At 69.9% G+C, this 20,506-nt stretch carries 23 protein-coding genes and 1 tRNA gene; 8 read left to right on the plus strand and 16 right to left on the minus strand.

Going from position 1 to position 20,506, the window contains the following annotated elements; all coding sequences use genetic code 11:
- Positions 1 to 3: 3 nt before the first annotated feature.
- The 3 genes from IE264_RS06150 (at position 4) to IE264_RS06160 (ending at position 2,893) form a co-directional block, all read left to right on the plus strand.
- Positions 4 to 993 carry a helix-turn-helix transcriptional regulator gene (locus tag IE264_RS06150; RefSeq protein ID WP_032760412.1) on the plus strand — a complete coding sequence of 330 codons (990 nt, stop codon included), beginning with the start codon at positions 4 to 6 and terminating at the stop codon, positions 991 to 993.
- Positions 994 to 1,080: 87 nt separating this feature from the next.
- On the plus strand, positions 1,081 to 1,836 hold the full coding sequence (locus tag IE264_RS06155; RefSeq protein WP_032760410.1) for a hypothetical protein: 756 nt from the start codon (positions 1,081 to 1,083) through the stop codon (positions 1,834 to 1,836).
- A 46-nt stretch (positions 1,837 to 1,882) separates the two neighbouring features.
- On the plus strand, positions 1,883 to 2,893 hold the full coding sequence (locus IE264_RS06160; RefSeq protein ID WP_032760409.1) for a helix-turn-helix transcriptional regulator: 1,011 nt from the start codon (positions 1,883 to 1,885) through the stop codon (positions 2,891 to 2,893).
- 179 nt (positions 2,894 to 3,072) lie between these two features.
- On the opposite strand, the gene IE264_RS06165 is transcribed toward IE264_RS06160, so the two are convergent.
- The 4 genes from IE264_RS06165 to dnaK form a co-directional block, all read right to left on the minus strand.
- The gene (locus IE264_RS06165; RefSeq protein ID WP_032760407.1) at positions 3,073 to 3,528 is read right to left on the minus strand and encodes a heat shock protein transcriptional repressor HspR; all 456 of its coding nucleotides are present in this window, start codon (positions 3,526 to 3,528) and stop codon (positions 3,073 to 3,075) included.
- Between the two features lies 1 nt (position 3,529).
- Complete coding sequence (gene dnaJ, locus IE264_RS06170; protein WP_032760406.1) at positions 3,530 to 4,726, minus strand: molecular chaperone DnaJ; 1,197 nt, start codon at positions 4,724 to 4,726, stop codon at positions 3,530 to 3,532.
- Between the two features lie 96 nt (positions 4,727 to 4,822).
- Positions 4,823 to 5,473 carry a nucleotide exchange factor GrpE gene (grpE, locus tag IE264_RS06175; protein WP_015609579.1) on the minus strand — a complete coding sequence of 217 codons (651 nt, stop codon included), beginning with the start codon at positions 5,471 to 5,473 and terminating at the stop codon, positions 4,823 to 4,825.
- Entirely contained in the window at positions 5,470 to 7,323 is a 1,854-nt protein-coding gene (gene dnaK / locus IE264_RS06180; protein ID WP_015609580.1) for a molecular chaperone DnaK, read from the minus strand. Before dnaK ends, grpE begins: the two co-directional genes overlap by 4 nt.
- Before the next feature lie 528 nt (positions 7,324 to 7,851).
- On the opposite strand from dnaK, the gene IE264_RS06185 reads away from it, so the two are divergent.
- The 4 genes from IE264_RS06185 (at position 7,852) to IE264_RS06200 (ending at position 13,460) form a co-directional block, all read left to right on the plus strand.
- Positions 7,852 to 8,565 carry a sugar transferase gene (locus IE264_RS06185; RefSeq protein WP_229887452.1) on the plus strand — a complete coding sequence of 238 codons (714 nt, stop codon included), beginning with the start codon at positions 7,852 to 7,854 and terminating at the stop codon, positions 8,563 to 8,565.
- Positions 8,566 to 8,661: 96 nt separating this feature from the next.
- The gene (locus tag IE264_RS06190) at positions 8,662 to 10,944 is read left to right on the plus strand and encodes a (Fe-S)-binding protein (RefSeq protein ID WP_032760402.1); all 2,283 of its coding nucleotides are present in this window, start codon (positions 8,662 to 8,664) and stop codon (positions 10,942 to 10,944) included.
- A gap of 289 nt (positions 10,945 to 11,233) precedes the next feature.
- Positions 11,234 to 12,382: an FG-GAP repeat domain-containing protein gene (locus IE264_RS06195; RefSeq protein WP_032760400.1), complete on the plus strand. Its 1,149-nt coding sequence runs from the start codon at positions 11,234 to 11,236 to the stop codon at positions 12,380 to 12,382.
- A 106-nt stretch (positions 12,383 to 12,488) separates the two neighbouring features.
- Positions 12,489 to 13,460, plus strand: coding sequence for a Yip1 family protein (locus IE264_RS06200; protein WP_031125437.1), 972 nt, complete (start codon positions 12,489 to 12,491; stop codon positions 13,458 to 13,460).
- 136 nt (positions 13,461 to 13,596) lie between these two features.
- On the opposite strand, the gene IE264_RS06205 is transcribed toward IE264_RS06200, so the two are convergent.
- Together IE264_RS06205 and dcd are read right to left on the minus strand one after the other, a co-directional pair.
- Positions 13,597 to 14,097, minus strand: coding sequence for a phosphoribosyltransferase (locus IE264_RS06205; protein ID WP_015609585.1), 501 nt, complete (start codon positions 14,095 to 14,097; stop codon positions 13,597 to 13,599).
- Positions 14,098 to 14,103: 6 nt separating this feature from the next.
- Positions 14,104 to 14,679, minus strand: a complete 576-nt coding sequence (gene dcd, locus IE264_RS06210; protein WP_015609586.1) for a dCTP deaminase — start codon at positions 14,677 to 14,679, stop codon at positions 14,104 to 14,106.
- Between the two features lie 630 nt (positions 14,680 to 15,309).
- Between dcd and IE264_RS06215 the strand changes: the two genes are divergently transcribed.
- Positions 15,310 to 15,383, plus strand: a tRNA-Gly gene (locus tag IE264_RS06215).
- 51 nt (positions 15,384 to 15,434) lie between these two features.
- On the opposite strand, the gene IE264_RS06220 is transcribed toward IE264_RS06215, so the two are convergent.
- From IE264_RS06220 to IE264_RS06265, 10 genes are all read right to left on the minus strand, one after another.
- Positions 15,435 to 16,598 carry a tyrosine-type recombinase/integrase gene (locus IE264_RS06220; RefSeq protein ID WP_190167590.1) on the minus strand — a complete coding sequence of 388 codons (1,164 nt, stop codon included), beginning with the start codon at positions 16,596 to 16,598 and terminating at the stop codon, positions 15,435 to 15,437.
- Entirely contained in the window at positions 16,598 to 16,798 is a 201-nt protein-coding gene (locus tag IE264_RS06225) for an excisionase family DNA-binding protein (protein ID WP_030701141.1), read from the minus strand. The genes IE264_RS06220 and IE264_RS06225 overlap by 1 nt, the downstream gene beginning before the upstream one ends.
- 2 nt (positions 16,799 to 16,800) lie before the next feature.
- On the minus strand, positions 16,801 to 18,204 hold the full coding sequence (gene repSA / locus IE264_RS06230; RefSeq protein WP_190167591.1) for a replication initiator protein RepSA: 1,404 nt from the start codon (positions 18,202 to 18,204) through the stop codon (positions 16,801 to 16,803).
- A gap of 2 nt (positions 18,205 to 18,206) precedes the next feature.
- Positions 18,207 to 18,401, minus strand: a complete 195-nt coding sequence (locus tag IE264_RS06235) for a hypothetical protein (RefSeq protein WP_032760392.1) — start codon at positions 18,399 to 18,401, stop codon at positions 18,207 to 18,209.
- Positions 18,394 to 18,639: a hypothetical protein gene (locus IE264_RS06240; protein ID WP_032760391.1), complete on the minus strand. Its 246-nt coding sequence runs from the start codon at positions 18,637 to 18,639 to the stop codon at positions 18,394 to 18,396. The genes IE264_RS06235 and IE264_RS06240 overlap by 8 nt, the downstream gene beginning before the upstream one ends.
- The gene (locus tag IE264_RS06245) at positions 18,636 to 18,812 is read right to left on the minus strand and encodes a hypothetical protein (protein ID WP_190167592.1); all 177 of its coding nucleotides are present in this window, start codon (positions 18,810 to 18,812) and stop codon (positions 18,636 to 18,638) included. Before IE264_RS06245 ends, IE264_RS06240 begins: the two co-directional genes overlap by 4 nt.
- A gap of 91 nt (positions 18,813 to 18,903) precedes the next feature.
- The gene (locus IE264_RS06250) at positions 18,904 to 19,239 is read right to left on the minus strand and encodes a hypothetical protein (protein WP_032760389.1); all 336 of its coding nucleotides are present in this window, start codon (positions 19,237 to 19,239) and stop codon (positions 18,904 to 18,906) included.
- A gap of 14 nt (positions 19,240 to 19,253) precedes the next feature.
- On the minus strand, positions 19,254 to 19,442 hold the full coding sequence (locus IE264_RS06255) for a mobile element transfer protein (RefSeq protein ID WP_030075804.1): 189 nt from the start codon (positions 19,440 to 19,442) through the stop codon (positions 19,254 to 19,256).
- A 20-nt stretch (positions 19,443 to 19,462) separates the two neighbouring features.
- A complete protein-coding gene (locus IE264_RS06260; protein WP_032760388.1) occupies positions 19,463 to 20,149 on the minus strand; it encodes a DUF2637 domain-containing protein in 687 nt (228 codons plus the stop codon).
- A gap of 80 nt (positions 20,150 to 20,229) precedes the next feature.
- Entirely contained in the window at positions 20,230 to 20,427 is a 198-nt protein-coding gene (locus IE264_RS06265; protein ID WP_032760387.1) for a hypothetical protein, read from the minus strand.
- Between the last annotated feature and the right edge of the window lie 79 nt (positions 20,428 to 20,506).

Here is a 20,506-nt window from a genome sequence, read left to right on the forward strand (position 1 = left end):
CGCATGTGCACGACGGCAGACGCGAACAGAGCGGACAGCATCCACGAGCTCTGCGAGCCGGCCATGAGCCTCTACTCGACAGCCCTGCGGGAGGGCCGCCTGCCGCGGACGGACCTCGTCCTGGCGCCGTGCCTCGTCCACCGGGGCCTGGTCCACCCGGACCCGGACGACGAGCGGTGGATGCGCCCCGTTCCGGCGTCGGCCGCGCTCACACGCCTGCTCAAGCCGTTCGCCCAGGAGGTCTTCGAACGCCTCGGCACCACGGCCGCGCTCGTCGACGCCCTCATGCCGCTGACCTCGATCGCCGGTAGTGAGCCGCCCCCCGCGATCACCGTCATCGAAGGGCAGGAGCGCGTCATCTCGGCCCTCCGGGACGCCTCCCGGGCCGCCAGGAACGAAGTCCTCACCGCGCAGCCCGGCGGCAACCGCCTGGCCCACAACATGCGGCAGGGGCTGACGAACGCCCGGGCGGTGATCGCGGCCGGCGGCCGTATGCGCCACCTCTACCAGCACCCCGTGCGCTACAACGCGCGCTTCACGGAGTACCTGGACCAACTGCCCCCGGGCCACCTGGAAGTACGCACCATGGAACAGGCCATCGACCGCCTGATCGTCTTCGACCGGAAGGTCGCGTACATCCCCGCCGCCCCCGGCAACGACACCGCCCTGGAGATCCGCCACCCCGCCCTAGTGCGCTACCTGGTCCACGTCTACGAGGTCCTCTGGGCCCAGGCCACCCCGTACACGCAGCAGCTCCCGACGACAGCGCCCGGCACCCCCCTCACCGCCGTCCAGCACAGCATCGCCCGCCTCCTCACCGAAGGCCACGTCGACGACGTCGTCGCCCGCAAGATGGGCATCAGCGTCCGCACCTGCCGCTCCCACATAGCCAAACTCATGCAGACCCTCGGAGCCACCAGCCGCACCCACCTCGGCACCCTCCTCGCCCGATCCGGCATCACCAGCACCAGCCCGCACGAACCCCCGGCGTAAACCGCTCGGCCACTCCCGGGCGTTGTCAGTGGCCGATGCGATGCTGACGCCGACAACTCCGCTCGCAGTGATCAACCGGGGGTTCCGATGAGTGAGCAGTCAGGGTCCGCCCTGTCCTCGGCCGGCTTCGACACCGCTTGGTGCGCCACCGACCTCGGCACGTACCGGGCCTGCCGTCACACCTACGAGCGCTACTCCCTCGACAGTCTGCCGCCGCTGGACTCCGACCAGTTCACAGGCGCCTTCACGTGGCTCGGCGGCGCCGGCGATCCCATCCCGCGGCAGGTCAGGAAGCTCAACGGCCTGGCGAAGGAACTCTCCGCCACGGGACTCACCTTGCCGCGGGATTTCGTCACGTTCCAGACCAGCGAGAATCTGTACGGCTCGCTGGACGAGGTCTCGGTGACCGGTTGTTGGACGAATCTTTCGCCGCCGCTCCCGAGCCCGGTCGAGCCTGGCGCCTTCCTGGTGCGGTTCTTCCGGGATCAGCAGGACTGCGTCATCTGGTACCTCTACCTCCGTCCCATGAGCGAGGCGTTCGTGGTGCACTCCGACGTCGACTACGAATTCGAGTACGAGGCGCAGCGCAACGGGGAAGAGATACAGCCCGATCTCGCCGATGCGCAGGAGCAGAGGAGCGCGATCCTGTGGTGTGCACCGTCGTTCGAGGAGTTCGCCCACCGGTTCTGGATCGAGAACCGCATCTGGCATGCGGTCAACGACCCTGATCTGCAACGGCTGGAACCGCGACTGCAGGAGTACGTGAATCACTACGCGACGCCTGAAGCTCCCGACGGTGAGCGCCTACGTACCGTCGTCGACAAAGCAGACGTTGCCCGGTAGGGCACTAGCCTCTGGGCGGGACACGCGGGGGCGGAGGGGTAAGCAGATGACGGTGGAGACGGGACCGGCTGCGTCGAGCCATACAACCCACCCGGCGGAAGAGCTCTGCGAACCTGCGGTCCAGTTCTACGCGACAGCCGTCCGGGAAGGCGGAATCCCCAGGACTGAGCTGGCTCACGCGCCCTGCCTCCTGCGCCTGGCGCTGCTGCACCCCGACCCGCACGACGACGGCCGGCTGCTGCCCGTACCGGCGACCACCGCACTCACCAAGCTGTTGAGCCCGCTCGCCCACGACGTCTTCGAGCGGCTGGCCTCCTCCACCGCGCTGATCAACGCGCTGGGTTCGCTGGAACCGCCCGCCGCGGCGCCCCCGGCCGTCGCGGACCCGTCCGAACCCGGTATCACCGTCATCAGCGGAAAGCCCGCCATCCAGTCCTCCATCGAGGAGGCCGGACGCAGGGCGAAAGAACACATCCTGACCCTGCACCCGGGCAGCAAGCGCCCCGCCGAACTCCTCGAACGGGCGCGGAAGAACGCGTTGCCGCCCCTGCAGCGCGGTGTCTCCGTACGCCACCTCTACCAGCACTCCGCGCGCTACAGCCCGGCCCTGAACCACTACGTGGACCGGTTGCCGTACGAGGGTCTGCAGATCCGCACCATGGAGCAGTCGGCCGAGCGCCTCTTCATCTTCGACCGGATCGCCTACATCCCGACCTCGCCCCAACGCGACGTGGCCCTCCGCATCACGCACCCCGCCCTCGTCCGCTACCTCATCCACGTGTACGACGTCCTCTGGGCCGGAGCCACCCCCTTCGGCGAACCACTGCGGACCGCCCTGCCCGGCACCCCCCTCACCGCCGTCCAGCACAGCATCGCCCGCCTCCTCACCGAAGGCCACGTCGACGAAGTCGTCGCCCGCAAGATGGGCATCAGCGTCCGCACCTGCCGCTCCCACATCGCCAAACTCATGCAGACCCTCGGAGCCACCAGCCGCACCCACCTCGGCACCCTCCTCGCCCGATCCGGCATCACCAGCCCGCACGAACCCCCGACGTAGACCGCCCGGCATCGCACCGCCCCCTCAGCGGGGAGCGGCGAGTGGCGGGAGGGGGCCGCCGTCGAGCCCCTCGACGCGGCGGTCAGCAGGAACCCGGGGACCCCGGGGCCCAGGCACGCGCAACGGGGCCGGGAGAGCGGATGAACGCTCTCCCGGCCCCGCGGAACCACAGAATCCGGCTACTCCGTCGGCGGCCTCTTCGGCTTCGGCCGCCAGACCACCAGCGCACTGGTCTGCTGCACATCCTGGTACGGCACCAGATCGCGCCGGTACGAGGCGTGCACCTGGGCCTCGCGCTGCTGCATGGCCACCGCCGCGCCGTCCACCGCCGCCGAGAGCTCGGAGACGCGCTGCTGGAGGGCTGCGACCTGGTTCTCCAGCTCGATGATGCGCTTGATGCCTGCCAGGTTGATGCCCTCGTCCTGCGACAGCTGCTGCACGGTGCGCAGCAGCTCGATGTCACGGGCCGAGTAGCGGCGGCCGCGGCCGGCCGTACGGTCCGGGGAGACCAGGCCGAGACGGTCGTACTGGCGCAGCGTCTGCGGGTGGAGACCCGAGAGCTGGGCCGCGATCGAGATCACGTACACCGGCGATTCATCGGTCAGCTGGTACGGATTGCGTCGACGGCCGTCCATCTCAAGCTCCCTTCGCGGCCTGGAACAGTTCCGCCCGCGGGTCCTCGTCCGCGGTCGCCTTGCGGTAGGTCTCCAGCGCGTCCCTGGCCTCCTGGCCGAGGTCCGTGGGGACCGCCACCTCCACGGTGACCAGCAGGTCGCCGCGGGTGCCGTCCTTGCGGACCGCGCCCTTGCCCCGGGCGCGCATCGTACGCCCGTTGGGGGTGCCGGCGGGGAGTTTCAGGGTGACCGGGGGTCCGCCGAGCGTGGGGACCTTGACCTCGCCGCCGAGCGTCGCCTCCGGGAAGGTGACGGGCACGGTGACCGTGAGGTTGTCGCCCTTGCGGCCGAAGACCGGGTGGGCGCCGACGTGGACGACGACGTAGAGGTCGCCGGCCGGACCGCCGCGCTCGCCCGGGCCGCCCTTGCCGCGCAGCCGGATCCGCTGGCCGTCCGAGACGCCCGCCGGGATCCTGACCTGCATGGTGCGGGCCGACTTCGCCCGGCCGCTGCCGTGACAGACCTCGCAGGGGTCCTGGGCGATGAGGCCCCGGCCCTTGCAGTCCACGCAGGGGTCGGTGAGCGAGAAGCCGCCGCCCGTACCGCGCGAGACCTGGCCGGTGCCGACGCAGGTCGGGCAGACCCTGGGGGTGCCGTTCTTGTCGCCGGTGCCGGAACACGCCTTGCAGGGCGCCTGGCTGGACATCCGCAGCGGGACCGTGGCCCCGTCGACCGCCTCGGTGAAGCTGAGCGTCACCTCGGACTCGATGTCCTGGCCGCGCCGCGGCTGGACGCGGGTGCCCGTGCCGCCGCGGTTGAACAGTCCGCCGAAGACGTCGCCGAGACCGCCCCCGCCGCCGCCGAAGCCGCCGCCCGCACCGCCTGCCTGACCGCCACCCGGTGCGCCCCCGCCGAAGAGGTCGCCCAGGTCGAAGTTGAAGTTGCCGCCCGCACCGCCGGGGCCGGCGCGGAAGCCACCGTTGCCGAAGAGGGCGCGCGCCTCGTCGTACTCCTTGCGCCGCTTGGTGTCGCCGAGGACGTCGTTCGCCTCGGAGATCTCCTTGAAGCGCTCCTCCGCCTTGGCGTCACCCTTGTTGGCGTCCGGGTGGAACTCGCGGGCGAGCTTGCGGTACGCCTTCTTGATCTCGGCGTCGGTGGCGTCCTTGGGGACGCCGAGGACCTTGTAGTAGTCCTTCTCGACGAAGTCCTTCGTGCTCATCGACGTCCCTCCTTCCGGACGATCGGCGCGGCGGCCGGCCCGTGGGCCGGCCGCCTGGCCGGTCGGTGTGCACCCTGGTGGTCGGACGTGGTGTCGTCAGACCTCCTCGGTGCCACCGCTCTCCTCGTCGTCTGTCTTCTCTTCCTTGGCCGCCGCGGGCGTGGCGCCCGGCTGCGGCTCGGCGACGGCCACCCGCGCGGGGCGGATGGTGCGCTCGCCGATGCGATACCCCGGCTGGAGGATCGCCACGCAGGTCGTCTCGGTGACGTCCGGCGCGTAGCTGTGCATCAGGGCCTCGTGGATCGTCGGGTCGAAGGGCTCGCCCTCCTTGCCGAACTGCTGGAGGCCCAGCTTCGCGACAACCGTCTCCAGCGATTCGGCGACCGACTTGAAGCCGCCCACGAGCTCGCCGTGCTCCCTGGCGCGGCCGACGTCGTCGAGCACGGGAAGGAGCTCGGACAGGAGGTTCGCGACGGCGACCTCCTTGACCGTGACCCGGTCCCGCTCGACGCGGCGGCGGTAGTTCTGGTACTCGGCCTGGAGCCGCTGGAGGTCCGCGGTGCGCTCGCTGAGCGCCATACGGGCCTGGTCCAGCTGTGCGGTCAGACCGACGGTCGGGTCGGTGTCCCCGGCCGGGGCCGCCGCCTCCTCCTCGGAGGGTGCGGCAGCCTTCGGCTCGGCGTCATCAGGGGTGGCGCCGGAGGGGACGTCGGGCTTCTCCTCGAAGCCCGGAGTCTCCTCGGTCACGCCGCACCGCCCTTGCTGTCCTTCTCGTCGTCCACGATCTCGGCGTCGACGACATCGTCATCGGCCTTGCCCTGGGCGCCGCCCGGAGCCTCGGCACCCGGCGTCGCACCCTCGGCCTGGGCGTTGGCGTACATCGCCTGGCCCAGCTTCTGGGAGACGGCCGCGACCTTCTCGGTGGCCGTACGGATCTCGGCGGTGTCCTCGCCCTTGAGCTTCTCCTTCAGCTCGCCGACAGCGGTCTCCACCTCCGTCTTCACGTCACCGGGGACCTTGTCCTCGTTGTCCTTGAGGAACTTCTCCGTCTGGTAGACGAGCTGCTCGCCCTGGTTGCGCGACTCGGCGGCCTCGCGGCGGGCGTGGTCCTCCTCCGCGTACTTCTCGGCCTCTTCGCGCATCCGGTTGACCTCGTCCTTCGGCAGCGAGGAGCCACCGGTGACGGTCATCTTCTGCTCCTTGCCGGTGCCGAGGTCCTTGGCAGCGACGTGCATGATGCCGTTGGCGTCGATGTCGAAGGCGACCTCGATCTGCGGCACACCGCGCGGGGCCGGCGGCAGACCGGTCAGCTCGAACATCCCGAGCTTCTTGTTGTACGCCGCGATCTCGCGCTCGCCCTGGTAGACCTGGATCTGCACGGACGGCTGGTTGTCCTCGGCCGTCGTGAAGATCTCGGAGCGCTTGGTCGGGATCGTGGTGTTGCGCTCGATGAGCTTCGTCATGATCCCTCCCTTGGTCTCGATACCGAGGGACAGCGGGGTGACGTCGAGGAGCAGGACGTCCTTGACCTCGCCCTTGAGGACACCGGCCTGGAGCGAGGCGCCGATGGCGACGACCTCGTCCGGGTTCACACCCTTGTTGGCGTCCTGGCCACCGGTCAGCTCCTTGACGAGCTCGGCGACGGCCGGCATACGGGTGGAGCCACCGACGAGAACGACGTGGTCGATCTCGGAGAGCTGGATGCCCGCGTCCTTGATGACGTTGTGGAACGGGGTCTTGCAGCGGTCGAGGAGGTCCGCGGTCAGCTGCTGGAACTGCGAGCGCGTGAGCTTCTCGTCCAGGTGCAGCGGGCCCTCGGCGGACGCCGTGATGTAGGGCAGGTTGATCGTGGTCTCGGTCGAGGACGAGAGCTCGATCTTCGCCTTCTCCGCGGCCTCGCGGAGACGCTGGAGAGCCATCTTGTCCTTGGACAGGTCCACGCCGTGCCCGTTGGCGAACTGCTTCACCAGGTAGTCGACGACGCGCTGGTCCCAGTCGTCACCACCGAGGTGGTTGTCACCGTTGGTGGCCTTCACCTCGACGACGCCGTCACCGATCTCCAGGAGCGACACGTCGAAGGTGCCGCCTCCGAGGTCGAAGACGAGGATCGTCTGGTCGTCCTTGTCCAGGCCGTACGCCAGGGCGGCGGCGGTCGGCTCGTTGACGATACGCAGGACGTTGAGGCCCGCGATCTCACCGGCCTCCTTGGTCGCCTGACGCTCGGAGTCGTTGAAGTACGCCGGGACGGTGATGACCGCGTCGGCCACCTTCTCGCCCAGGTAGGACTCGGCGTCCCGCTTCAGCTTCTGCAGGATGAAGGCGCTCATCTGCTGCGGGTTGAAGCCCTTGCCGTCGATCTCGATCTTCCAGTCAGTGCCCATGTGGCGCTTGACGGAGCGGATGGTCCTGTCGACGTTGGTGACCGCCTGGCGCTTGGCCACCTCGCCGACGAGCACCTCGCCGTTCTTGGCGAAGGCGACGACGGACGGCGTGGTCCTGGCGCCTTCGGCGTTGGTGATGACGGTGGGCTCGCCGCCTTCGAGAACGCTGACGACGGAGTTAGTCGTGCCCAGGTCGATGCCGACCGCACGTGCCATTTCAATTCCTCCAACTGACTACTTGAGTGGATCTGACTCAAGAATGCACGACACCCGCCCCAGAGTCAACAGACCTGAGTCGGGCCGACTCAACTTAAGTGCACACACCCTTCGCCGTCGCGCTTCTCCCCCGCCCCCAGGGCACACCCACGTACGCCACACCCCTCGCGCACCGCCCAACCCACCATCCCACCGTGGGATCGTTCTGTCACAAAATGCCGCGAGACGGTCAGAAACGTCATCGATCGGCTGGTACAGGCACACCACTCCACACCACTCCATCGGACTCCGAACCCCCGGGCGGGCGCGATGCGGAACGCGAGACAGCGGCGCGTGCGGCAGAAGAACCAGAGGAAGAAGCAGCAGAGACAGAGGCGCCAGGCGCAAGCACGGCAGCCCCAGCAGCTCCAGCAGCCCCAGCAGCCCCAGGCCCCGCAGCCCCAGCGGACCCAGGGGCAGCAGACGCACCACGTGCAGCAGGCCCCGCAGATGCAAGCAGAGCAGGCCCAGATGCAGCAGGTGCGGCAGATGCAGCAGGTGCAGGCCCGGCGACAGCCTCAACCCCAGCCGTACCCCCACCCCCAGCCCCCCACCGGCACCGCCAGAGGCCACTTCCCCTCCCGCCCCGCCGCACGCCTGGCCGGCCTCACCGACCGGGCCGGACACCTCGCGGACCGCCTCGCCCCCCGCGCATCGGCCGAACGGGTGCTGGACCTGACCCTCGGCACCGCCCTCCTGATCGCGACCGCCCCCGCCGTCGCCCTCGGGGCCCTCGCCCTCGCGGTCCGGCGGGGCCCCGGCAACGTATGGGAGCGCACTCCCCGTACGGGTCTGGGCGGCCGGGTCTTCACGCTGCGCTCCCTGCGCACCCGCCGGCTCCGGCTCGACCTGCTCTCCCGGCTCCCCCAGGTCGTCCGGGGCGACCTCTCCCTCGTGGGACCGGCCCCGCTGGCCCCGGGCGACCCGCGCGCCGCATGGCCGGGGGCCCGGCAGTGGCGGCAGGAGCTGCGGCCGGGACTGACCGGACTGGCGCAGGTGCGCGCCCGCTCCGGCATGCCGTGGGACGACCCCGCCCTGCTGGACCAGCACTACGCAGAGCACCATGGAGTCGTGCTCGACCTGGCGATTCTGACGGAAGCCGTACGCAACTCCCTGCGGACGACAACCGGGAGGGCACGGTCAACCAAGGCACACCTGAGCGACACAGATCACCGCCTGCCCGGCTACAGCCGGGTGGACTAAGTGGATAGTGTCAGCACAGACTAATTAAGTTACTGCTTAGTAGTAGTGGGCAGTCGTAACTGGATCCCGCTCTCGCAGGCCCGAGGAGCCCTACTCATGCAACTCGCCGCGATCATCGTGTCGCTGGTGCTGACGGTGGTCGGCGTTGCGCTCGTCGCCCGAGCCGTCGCGCAGATCTACCGCTTCGTCCGTCTCGGACAAGCGGTACCCGCCGGCAGCCGCACCGACGACCCCAAGCAGCGGACGATCACCTTGATCAAGGAGTTCGTCGGCCATACCCGCATGAACCGCTGGGGAATCGTGGGCGTCGCCCACTGGTTCGTCGCGGTCGGCTTCCTGACGCTGGGCCTGACGATCGTCACGGCGTACGGCCAGCTGTTCAAGGCCGACTGGGTGCTCCCGTACATCGGCACCTTCCTGCCGTACGAGGTCTACATCGAGTTCATCGCACTCGGCACGACCCTCGGCATCCTCGTCCTGATCGCGATCCGCCAGCTGAACCTGCCCTCGCGGGCGGGGCGCAAGTCGCGCTTCACGGGCTCGAAGATGGGCCAGGCGTACTTCGTCGAGGCGATCATCCTGATCATCGGCGCCGCGATCATGGTGCTCCGCGGTCTTGAGGGCGCGCTGCACCACGTGGACGGCTACGGGCCCGCGTACTTCGCCTCGTACCCCCTGGTCCTGGCCTTCAAGGGGCTGAGCGTCGAGACGCTGCAGAACCTGGTCTACCTGGCCGCGATGATCAAGCTCGGTACGACGATGATCTGGGCGATCACGGTCGGGCTGAACACGAACATGGGTGTCGCCTGGCACCGTTTCCTCGGCTTCCCGAACATCTGGTTCAAGCGGAACGCCGACGGCGAGGTCGCGCTCGGCGCGCTCCAGCCGATGACGACGGGCGGCAAGGAGATCGACTGGGAGGACCCGGCCGAGGACGCGGTCTTCGGTGTCTCCCAGGTCGAGCAGTTCTCCTGGAAGGGCATCCTCGACTTCTCGACCTGCACCGAGTGCGGCCGCTGCCAGTCTCAGTGCCCCGCCTGGAACACCGGCAAGCCGCTCTCCCCGAAGCTCCTGATCATGTCGCTGCGCGACCACGCGCACGCCAAGGCCCCCTACCTCCTGGCCGGCGGCGGCAAGGACATGGAGGGCAACGAGAAGGCCACCGCCGAGCAGCTCAAGGACGTCCCCGCGGCCGCCCTCGCCGAGGCCGAGCGCCCGCTGATCGGGACCGCCGAGGAGAACGGGGTCATCGACCCGGACGTCCTGTGGTCCTGCACCACCTGCGGCGCCTGCGTCGAGCAGTGCCCGGTCGACATCGAGCACATCGACCACATCGTCGACATGCGCCGCTACCAGGTGATGATCGAGTCCGCGTTCCCGTCCGAGGCGGGCACGATGCTCAAGAACCTGGAGAAGAAGGGCAACCCCTGGGGGCTGGCCAAGAAGGCGCGCGTCGAGTGGACCAAGGAGGTCGACTTCGAGGTCCCGATCGTCGGCAAGGACATCGAGGACCTCACCGAGGTCGACTACCTCTACTGGGTCGGCTGCGCCGGCGCCCTGGAGGACCGGGCCAAGAAGACCACCAAGGCCTTCGCCGAGCTGCTCCACATCGCGGGCGTCAAGTTCGCGATCATGGGCGGCGACGAGAAGTGCACCGGTGACTCCGCCCGCCGCCTGGGCAACGAGCCGCTCTTCCAGCAGCTCGGCCAGGAGAACGTCGCGATGCTGAACATGGCCTACGGCGAGTCCTTCGACGACGAGGGCAACGTCGAGCCGGAGACGAAGAAGCCCAAGTCGTCGAAGAAGATCGTCGCGACCTGCCCGCACTGCTTCAACACCATCGCCAACGAGTACCCGCAGCTCGGCGGCGAGTACGAGGTCATCCACCACACCCAGCTGCTCCAGCACCTCATCGACGAGGGCAAGCTGATCCCGGTGACCCCGGTCGAGGGCCTGATCACGTACCACGACCCCTGCTACCTGGGCCGTCACAACAAGATCTACACCCCGCCGCGCGAGATCATCGCGAAGGTCCCGGGCCTGCGGAACGAGGAGATGCACCGCCACAAGGAGCGCGGCTTCTGCTGCGGCGCCGGCGGCGCCCGGATGTGGATGGAGGAACGGATCGGCAAGCGCGTCAACAACGAGCGCGTCGACGAAGCCCTCGCCCTCAACCCGGACATCGTCTCCACCGCCTGCCCGTTCTGCCTCGTCATGCTGACCGACTCCGTCAACGGCAAGAAGAACGACGGCCAGGCCAAGGAGTCCATCCAGGTCGTGGACGTCTCCCAGCTCCTCCTGGAGTCGGTGAAGACGCCCGCGGATCCGGCGGGCGAGCCGGAGCAGGTGGACGCACCGGAGCCGGAACCGGCAAAGTGACGTAGCGCATCAACGCGAAGAGCGGCCGGACCTGCCTCGGGGGCAGGACCGGCCGCTTTTCCGTGCGTACCGGAACGTTTTCCGTGCGCACCGGAACGTTTTCCGTGCGCACCGGAACGTTTTCCGTGCGTACGGGAACGGGTGGGTGACGCGGACTGCATGTGAGCTCCGACATGTACGCGCGGACGCATCTGGAGCATCATGTGCCCCTGAAGACCGACCGCCGGACCGGGAAACGCACCCCGCCGACGGCAGCAGCCGCCATACGCCGATCGACGAACGAGGGCCCGTGCGCACACGCATCACGCACCCGCAGGCAACGACCACCACCACGGCCGCAGCCGCCCTCGCCGCAGGCTGCGCCGGTCTGCTGCTCGTGCTCACGGGCTGCGACAGCTCCTCGGCCGCCGGCCCGTCCGCCTCCGCCACCACCGCCGACGCCAAGAACGGCGACCGCGCACCGGTCCCGCTCGCCCCCGTCCCCCGCGGCGAGGGCAGCCGGGTCCCGTACGACTTCAACGGCGACGGCCACCGGGACCTCGTCATCAACGACCTGGTGAAGGCCCCCGAGGACCTGCACGGCGACGACGCAGGCATAGGCATCGTGTACGGCACCGAGGGCAGCCCCCTGGACCCGGCCGTACGCCAGCTGCTGAACGCCCGCGCGAACGCGGCGAAGTCCGGGGACACCCTCCCCGCCGCGTTCGACGCCGAGGCCGCCTGCGACCTGGACCGGGACGGCTTCACGGACCTGGTCGTCTCCACCGACCCCCCGTACAACGGTGTCGGCGCCCCGCCCGTCCCCCTCCAGATCCTCTTCGGCTCCCCCGAGGGCCTCACCGGCAAGGCAGTCACCCTGCGGATCCCGGCGCAGGCCCGGTACGGCAAGGAGTGGCCCGAGCACCCGGTCTGCGGCGACTTCGACGGCGACGGCAGCACCGACCTCGCGGTCACCGCGAGCGACGGCCGGATCTCCTTCCTGCGCGGCCCCTTCACCCGCGCCGGAGCCCCGAGCGGCGCGGAACTGCTCCCGGACGGCGGCCCGTACCTGTACGCCCCCGAGCCCGAGGCCGACACCGACGGCGACGGCTACGACGACCTCGTCGCCACCGCACGCCCGCGCACGCCCGGAAAGGCGGCCAAGGGCACCCTGCTGCTCGGCTCCGCGGACGGCCCGGCGCGCCCCGGCGGCCCGTACACCTTCGCGCCGGAGGAGCTCCCCGAGGCCCCTCTGCGCACGAAGGGCGCCACCCGCACCGCGCTCCTCGCCCACGGCGACTTCGGCGGTGCCGACGGCGACAGTGACGGCGGCGGCAAGAAGACGGACACGGTGGTGCGGACGTACCGCGGCGAACGCCAGGACCTGGTCGCCCTGTATGCGGCGGGCACCACGGACGACCCGGTACTGGCCTTCTCCACAACGGTGTTCCTCCCCTGAACTCCCCTACCGGCGCCCCCTAGGGGATGTCACAGCTCGGCCGCAATGGCGGCCGGGTTCCCCCGCCCCCCGCACCACACCTGCGAGGACCAGGTACGTTCGATGGGTGGCTGGATTCAGGATCGGACGCGGCCGGGACAACCGCACCCCGCAACAACCGCAGCAGCAGCGGCAGCAGCCGTACGGAGGGCAAGCACCACAGCCGCCGTACGGTGCTCCGTCGTGGCCGACGGCAGGAGCCGACGGCAACGGCGCGGCGCCACCGCCGTACGGAGCTCCCCAGGGCGCCCCGTACACCGGCGGCGGCTACGCGGGCAACGGGCACGACGGCAGACACGGCGGGCACGGACAGGGCCCGCACGGGACCCGCGGCGGGCACGGCGAGCCGGAGTACTTCGGCGACCCCTACGCCGACCCCGCACCCCATGACCCGTACGCCAACAACCCGGGTCACACACAGGCGTTCAGCATCAACGACGACCCGTACGGCGACGGCGACACCTACCGCGCCGGTTCCGCCCCCGCCCAGCCCGCCGGCCCGCGCCTGCCCTGGAAGCAGCTGCTGACCGGCATCGTCACGCGCCCGGGCCCGACGTTCTGGCAGATGCGGGACTACCCCGTCTGGGGCCCGGCGCTGATCGTCACGTTCCTCTACGGCCTGCTCGCCCTGTTCGGCTTCGACCAGGCGCGCGACGAGGCGATCGGCGCCCCCGTCGCGACGGCCGTCCCGTACGTCCTCTTCACCGGCGTCGGCTTCGTCATCGGCGGCCTGGTCCTCGGCGCGGTGACCCACACCCTGGCCCGCCAGCTCGGCGGCACGGGCTCGTGGCAGCCGACGGTGGGCCTGTCGATGCTGATCATGTCGATCACCGACGCCCCGCGGCTGATCTTCGCCGTCTTCCTCGGCGGCGAGAACTCCCTGGTCCAGATCCTGGGCTGGCTGACCTGGCTGGCGGCCGGCGCGCTGTTCACGTCGATGGTGAGCAAGTCGCACGACCTGCCGTGGCCGAAGGCGCTGGGAGCGTCGGGGATCCAGCTGATCGCGCTGCTGTCGATCATCAAGCTGGGCACGATCTGAGGCTGGGCACAGCACACGAGAAGGCCCCCGGGCGCGCGTCCTGCGCACCCGGGGGCCTTTCACGTACTACGCGCGCGCCGACCCACGTCCGTACGACGTCCGTACGACATCCCTACCGACGCCGTACGGTACGGGGCTACGCGTCCAGAACCTGCCCGGCCCGCCGCACGACGGGCTTCTCGACGCTCCAGGGGAAGTTGATCCACTGATCGGTCTTCTTCCACACGTACTCGCACTTCACGAGGGAGTGGGACTTCTCGTAGATGACGGCGCTGCGGACCTCGGCGACATGGTCGACGCAGAAGTCGTGGACGAGCTTGAGCGTCTTGCCGGTGTCGGCGACGTCGTCGGCGATCAGAACCTTCTTGTCGGAGAAGTCGATCGCGTTGGGCACGGGCGCCAGCATGACGGGCATCTCCAGGGTGGTCCCGACGCCCGTGTAGAACTCCACATTCACCAGATGGATGTTCTTGCAGTCGAGCGCGTAGGCGAGCCCGCCCGCGACGAAGACCCCACCGCGAGCGATGCTCAGCACGACATCGGGCTCATACCCGTCGTCGGCGACGGCCTGCGCCAGCTCGCGCACCGCCCGCCCGAAGCCCTCGTATGTGAGGTTTTCCCGCACGTCACTAGCCATGTTCGATCACACCTGGGTCCGATGGAAATTCTGGAACGACCGCGAGGCCGTCGGACCCCGCTGCCCCTGGTACCGCGACTCGTACCGCTCGGAGCCGTACGGGAACTCGGAGGGCGAGGTCAGCCTGAACAGGCACAGCTGCCCGATCTTCATGCCCGGCCAGAGCTTTATGGGCAGGGTCGCGAGGTTCGACAGCTCCAGGGTCACGTGCCCGGAGAACCCGGGATCGATGAACCCGGCCGTCGAGTGCGTCACCAGCCCGAGCCGCCCGAGCGAACTCTTCCCCTCCAGCCGCGAGGCCAGGTCGTCGGGGAGCGAGATCACCTCGTACGTGGACGCCAGCACGAACTCCCCGGGGTGCAGGATGAACGCCTCGTCCCCCTCCGGCTCGACCGTGCGCGTCAGGTCGGGCTGCTCGACGGCGGGGTCGATGTGCGGGTACCGGTGGTTCTCGAACACCCGGAAGAAGCGGTCCAGCCGCACGTCGATGCTCGACGGCTGCACCATCGACGGGTCGAAGGGATCAATGCGGACTCGGCCGGCGTCGATCTCGGCCCGGATGTCCTTGTCTGAGAGAAGCACGTCCCGAGGATACGCAGAAGGCACGAGCCCGCCCCAACCGGACCACCCGGGGGCCGGGCAAACCGGACTGCGGGGGGGGAGCCTGGGAGAGCAGAGGCAGGGGGTAGGGCAGAGGCAGAGGGCAGGGGGCAGGGCAGAGGGCAGGGGCGAGGAGAGGCAGAGGCAACGGCCACCACCACCGCACGGCCCCCTACCCCTGCCCCCGCCCCTACGTCCCCAACTACCGCTTCTCGAACCCCACAGGAACGGCCTGCCGCAACCGTGCACACCGGGGGCACCGGATCAACCGCCCCGGCCCGATCCGGTCGGCCCCGAGCTGCTGCATCGGGAACGACGAGGTAGCAAAAACGTGCCCTTCGGCACAGCGGACGACGGTGCGCTCCATCGACTCCATCAAGTCCCTTCCCCAACGGCATATGGACGAGACCGCCACATTAGGGGATGAACAGGACGCCACCACAAGCGGCACTCCGACCACTCACGCTACGCCCCCAACTCCCGCCCACCACAACCGCGTCCACTCGGCCCACCGCACGGGACACACACCGAACAGGCCCCACGGCTCATCCGCCGGGGGCCTGACATGGGGTACAGTGTGTGACGATGCAGCGCCGATCATCGACGCGCTTCGCGGGTGTAGTTTAATGGTAGAACATGAGCTTCCCAAGCTCAGAGCGCGAGTTCGATTCTCGTCACCCGCTCCACGACTAAGGCCCAGGTCATCGACCCGGGCCTTGTTTGTTGTCTGGACCACCTCAGGTGTCGCGTGCCCGTTCCGTGCCCGATCGCTGCTGGGCCTGCTCCTCCTGTGCCCGGAGTCGTGCGGCGCGCACGTGAGCGTCAATGCCGTCGGCCACCTCCTTCTGCCGCTCGGTGTCGGAGTGCTGATAGATCAGCGCGGCCCGCTCGGTGGACTGGCCGGCCCGCACCATCGTGTCCTTGAGGGTCGCCCCGGACCGGGTCGAGAGGGTGTGCCCCGTGTGCCGGAGGTCGTAGAAGCGGAAGTTCTCCGGCAAGCCGACTTTGGCCCGCGCCTTGCGCCACTTCCGGCCGAAGGTGGAGCGGCGGAACGGCTTGCCCCTCTCCCCCACGAACAGCAGCCCGTCCGGCTTCTTCTCGGCGTACCAGTCGAGATGGCGCTCCAGGTCGGTCGCCATGAACGCCGGCAGCACGAGGAAGCGCCGACTGGCCGCCGACTTGGTGTCTCCCGGAGCGCGACGGCCCGTGGTCAGCTCAGGTTCAGCCGTACGGACCCAGACGCCGACGTTCTCCAGGTCCACGTCCGGCCGACGCATCGCCGCCTGTTCCTCGGGCCGGGCCGGTCCGTAAGCGGCGATGTAGACCATCAACCGCCACCGGGGACCCATCGCGTCGGCCAGGGCATCGACCTGCGGGACGGTGGCCGTCGGGCGCTCCTCCGCGGATTCCTTGCCCGCGCCCTTGATCCGGCACGGATTGCGGCGGATCAGCTCATCGTCCACGGCGGTCTCCATGATCGCCTTGAGGAGCCGGTACGACTTGGCCACCGTTGTCGGCGCCTCAGTCACCTTCAGCCTCTCGGTGCGCCAGGTCCGGACGCCAGGCGGAGTGATCTTGTCGAGGTCGACCCCGTCGAAGGTCGGCAGGAGGTGCAGCCGGAGCAGGCGGCGATACAGCTCGTCCGTCGTCGCGGCGAGGTCACGCTCCTCCACCCACCGAAGGGCGTACTCAGCAAAGTTCACCTTGCCGGCGTCAGGGTCGCGCCAGTCTCCTGACCGAACCTCGCTCTGCCGGTCGGCAAGCCAGTCGTCAGCATCCCGCTTGGTCCGGAACGTCTCGGGCGCCGGGCGGTCGATGCCGTCCGGCCCCAGATAGCGAGCCTGATACCGCCCCGAGGGGAGCTTGCGCACACGGCCGAACTGCCGCTTCTTGCCCGCCATCAGGCGACACCCCGCAGACGACGCGCGGGCGTGACCGTGTGGGCGGCCACGAACGCCTCCACCACGTGCTCCGCGATCCGGACGTGTCGGCCCACCTTCACGTACTCAATGCGCCTTTCCGCGATCAAACGGCGCGGGAACCGAGCGGTCGTGCCGAGCAGTTCGGCAACCTGCTCAACGGTCAGCAGCCTGTTCGTCATGATCAGCATTCCCCTGTCTCTTCGAGTTCGGCGCGGTGTTCGCGGGCGGTTTCGCGGTTGTGTTGGATGTCGCGGTGGATGTTGGCGGCGAGCCAGGATTCGCCGGGGGTGTGGCCGTTTCCGGCGTAAGCCCAGTGCGCGAGCGTGAGCGTGGTGGCCTCGGGGTGGTCGTCGGGGTCGGGGAGGCCGAGGGCGGCGCGTTGTTCGGCGGCGCGGTAGTCGGCGCGGACCTGGCGGAGGGCGCCGAGGGTGGTGGAGTAGGCGCGGGATTTGGTGGAGAAGTGGCCGCGGAAGCCGAGCATGTGGGCCCAGTCGCGGAGCTTGCGTCCGGGGTAGGCGTGGTGGAGGTCCAGGCACGCTTCGATCAGCCGCCGGGGGTGCTCGGGCACGTCGAGGAGGACGAGCGCTTCCTTGTTGCCGATCCGGTGATCGACGGTGCCGGTGGTCTCGGCGGCTTTGGTGGCGTACTTGGCGACGTAGGAGGCGACGGCCTGTTCGGTGAGGTCTTCGCCGTTGCCGAATGCGCCGATGGGCTGCACGTCGAGCTGTGTGCCCCACCGAAGAGTCCAGCCGTCGTTGATCCCGGCTTCCGGAACGGCCGGCACAACCACTTCGACCCGGGCGGCGGCGGCGCGGATCGCGTCGTCCAGGAGGTCGAGGGTGGCCCAGGCCGGGGGCGGGGTGTCCGGGCCTTCGGGTCCGTCGAAGCGGATGACCGCGTGGAAGTGGACGGCTCCGCGCTTCTGGTACTCGGCGACCTTGCCGAAGGAGACTTTGGACTGTTCGCGGGCGGCTTTCTGGGTGAGTCCGGCGCTGCGGGCGATTTCGCGGCGGAGGTAGATCGTGAAGTAGCGCCAGAGGTCGGAGGCGTGGTTGTTCCACAGCACTGCCCCCGCGTAGTCGTACGTGTCTGGGTCGAGCGGTGTGCCCAGTTCCGGGGCGTCCTCGGGGTGCGGGGTGCCGCAGCGGCAGGTGCGGTTGCCGGGCCGGTTGTGGACCGGACCGAACGAGGGGGCCGTCAGGGTGGCGAAGACCCGGGGGTGATCCCGGATGGTCGTAGGGGTGCCTTTGTCGGGGTCGCCGGTGAGTCCGGCGCGGATGAGGTGGTAGGTGTCGCCTGCGTAGGTCCAGGCGCAGGCGGGGCAGCGGGAGGCGCGGCGGTTGCCGCAGGCGATCCGTAACCGGCCGCCGGGCTCGGTGTCCGTGGAGTAGTGGTGCAGCAGGGTGCCGGTTGCCCTGTCGATGGTCTTGGTGGCGCCGGTGAGGTGGATGGGCTGGGAGCAGCCGCCGGTGCGGCGGAGTTGTTCGGTGAGGCGGTCGAAGCCGGGAGACCCGGCCACCCGGAGCAGATCGCCCAGGGTGGCCGGGTCCAGGCCCGCCGCAGTCGCAGCAGCGGTAGTGGTCATGGTCAGCGTCCCGTCCGGCCGTGCGCGGACCCGTGGTTTGCGGTGTAGCCCTCAACCAGGGCCTTAACCTGGCTGTCACCGGTCGCGGTCGCGGAGGCTCCGCAGTGGCAGACGGCCGAGCCGGTGGCGGGGGTGTTGGGGGACGGCTTGCTGACGTGGAGGCCGGGGCGGTCCGGGGTGGGGGTCAGGTCAGCCATGGTCGGCCGCCTGAGTGCCGGTGTCCGCGGTGAGGGCGTCGAGGGTGGTGGCGGCTTCGGCCGCGGCGGCGGCGAGACTGCGCAGGGCCTCAGCGGAGCCGGTCGAGGCGAGCAGCGAGATCGTGATGTCAGCACCCTCAACTTCGAGGCTCACGAAGGGGTGTGCCGGGTTGGGGAAGGGGCGAACGCGGAAGGCGGTGTTCGGGTCGATGTGCCCGGAGACGGTGAGGGTCCTCACGCGGCCACCGCCTTGGACACGGTCCGGGTGTGGCCGGTGCCGTGGCAGGCGGGGCAGTGGGCGGTGATGGTCTTGCGCTGCCCGTCGGGGGTGGTCTGGCCGGTGGTGATGGTGACGGTGGGGAAGCCGTCGCAGTGGCCGCAGATCGGCCGGGGCGGGGTGTGCTGGGGCATGATGGGAGCTCCCTTTCGGGTCCGTTGGATCTGGAAGTGGTAGGCGCCCGGGGCGGCGGAAACTTGGCGGTGGAAGCCGCCCCGGGTGCTGTCAGCAGTTGTTCGGACGGTTGAGCAGCGAGCGCAGGACCACGGCGCAGATCGCGACGGACGCGGCGGTGATCGCGGTCGCGAGCAGCATGGAGACGAGGACCGTGCCGATGATCAGGACCATGGCGGTGCCGCCCGCGGCGGCGACCAGGAGCGATCCCGGGGTGAGCTGAACGGCCGGCCGGGAGACCGGAGCAGCCGGGACGGGCGCCTGGGCTGCGGCGGAGGTGTGGTGGCAGGTGCAGGCCGGGGCGTGGGTGATGCCGGTGAGCGGCTGGACGAGGGACATGCCCGGGGTGGGGGCGGTGTCCGGGGGCGGAATCTTCGGGGTGAACACGGTTAGGCCTCCTGTCAGGGGTTGCAGCGGTGGGTGCGGGCGGCGAGTTCGGCGGCGGAGCGGTTGAGGTAGTCGGCGGAGAAGTTGCAGCCGGGGGCGGTGCAGGCGGCGGTGTGCTTGGTCCGGCCGCGGCCGTCGTGGTGGGTGCCGACCTGAACGGGGCCGACGCGGAGCACGTTCGTGAAGCGATTCGGGCGCGCCATGACATGAACCTCCTTACGGGTTAGGTGAGTTGGGCAGTGATGGCGTCTGCGAGGGGTGCGGGGATGCCGAGGCGGGCGCGCAGGGTGGCGGAGTCGATCCGGCTTCCGGTGGTGGCGTGGTGGGTGTCGGCGAGCTTCCGGGCGTGGTCCAGAAGGGCCGGAGGAACGGCCGCGGTCGGAGCGGTCACCGGAGCCGGAGCAGGTGCCGCGGCTTCCTCAGGAGCAGGCACGGAGGGCAGTTCGGGGGGCGGTTCGGGGGGGCGCTCCACTGTCACGTCCGGGGCCGGTTCGGGCTCGGAAGGGGCGGGCAGCGTTGCCGCGGTGACGGGCTGGGTCTCGGTGGGCGCGGCGGCGGGGCTGTGGACGAGGAGGGTTCCGCCGAGGAAGGCGAGGGCGGGCCATCCGGCGACGAGGATGCGCAGCCAGGCCGGGACGTCGCCGAGGTCGAGGAGTCCGGCGGTGGCGACGTTCGCGCCGAGCGAGGCGGCGAGGGCGATGATGAACCAGGCCCAGGCGGCGCGGTTGTCCGCGGTGGTGCGCATGCGGCGCCAGGCAGCGACGAGGAGCAGGTCGACGCTGACGGGGTAGGCCCAGGCTTTCCAGCCGTCTTGTCCGGCGGCTGCGGCCAGGTCGTGCAGGTGAGCGAAAGACAGGGCACCGGCAATGACGGCCTGGATGAGTACGGCGTCGATTCGGATGCGGGACACGGGTTCACCTCCTTTCGAGGGTGCGGGGCCGGGGCCGGGCGGGACGCGAGGGTTCACCGCCCGGCACCGGGGCGAGGGGGTCAGGCGTCGGGGGCGGTGCCTTCGCCGAGGCAGTTGAGGCAGAGCCCGTCCTGCTGGCCGACCGGGCGGCGCTTGCGACCGACCCGCACCGTGATCGCGACGTTTCCGGTCCCGCCGCACGGCTGGCACGACGCCGGTTCGACCGGGGCGGGGGCGGGGTTCTTCGGGGGTTTGGTGGTGGTCCGTTTGGTGGCCATGGCGGTGGTTCCTTCCGGTTCCGGGCATGGGCGGGGTAGGGACCTGGCGCGAGACAGTCACGCCAACTGGGCTTGCAGA

It is taken from the genome of Streptomyces microflavus (genome assembly GCF_014650075.1).
Taxonomy (GTDB): Bacteria; Actinomycetota; Actinomycetes; order Streptomycetales; family Streptomycetaceae; genus Streptomyces; species Streptomyces microflavus.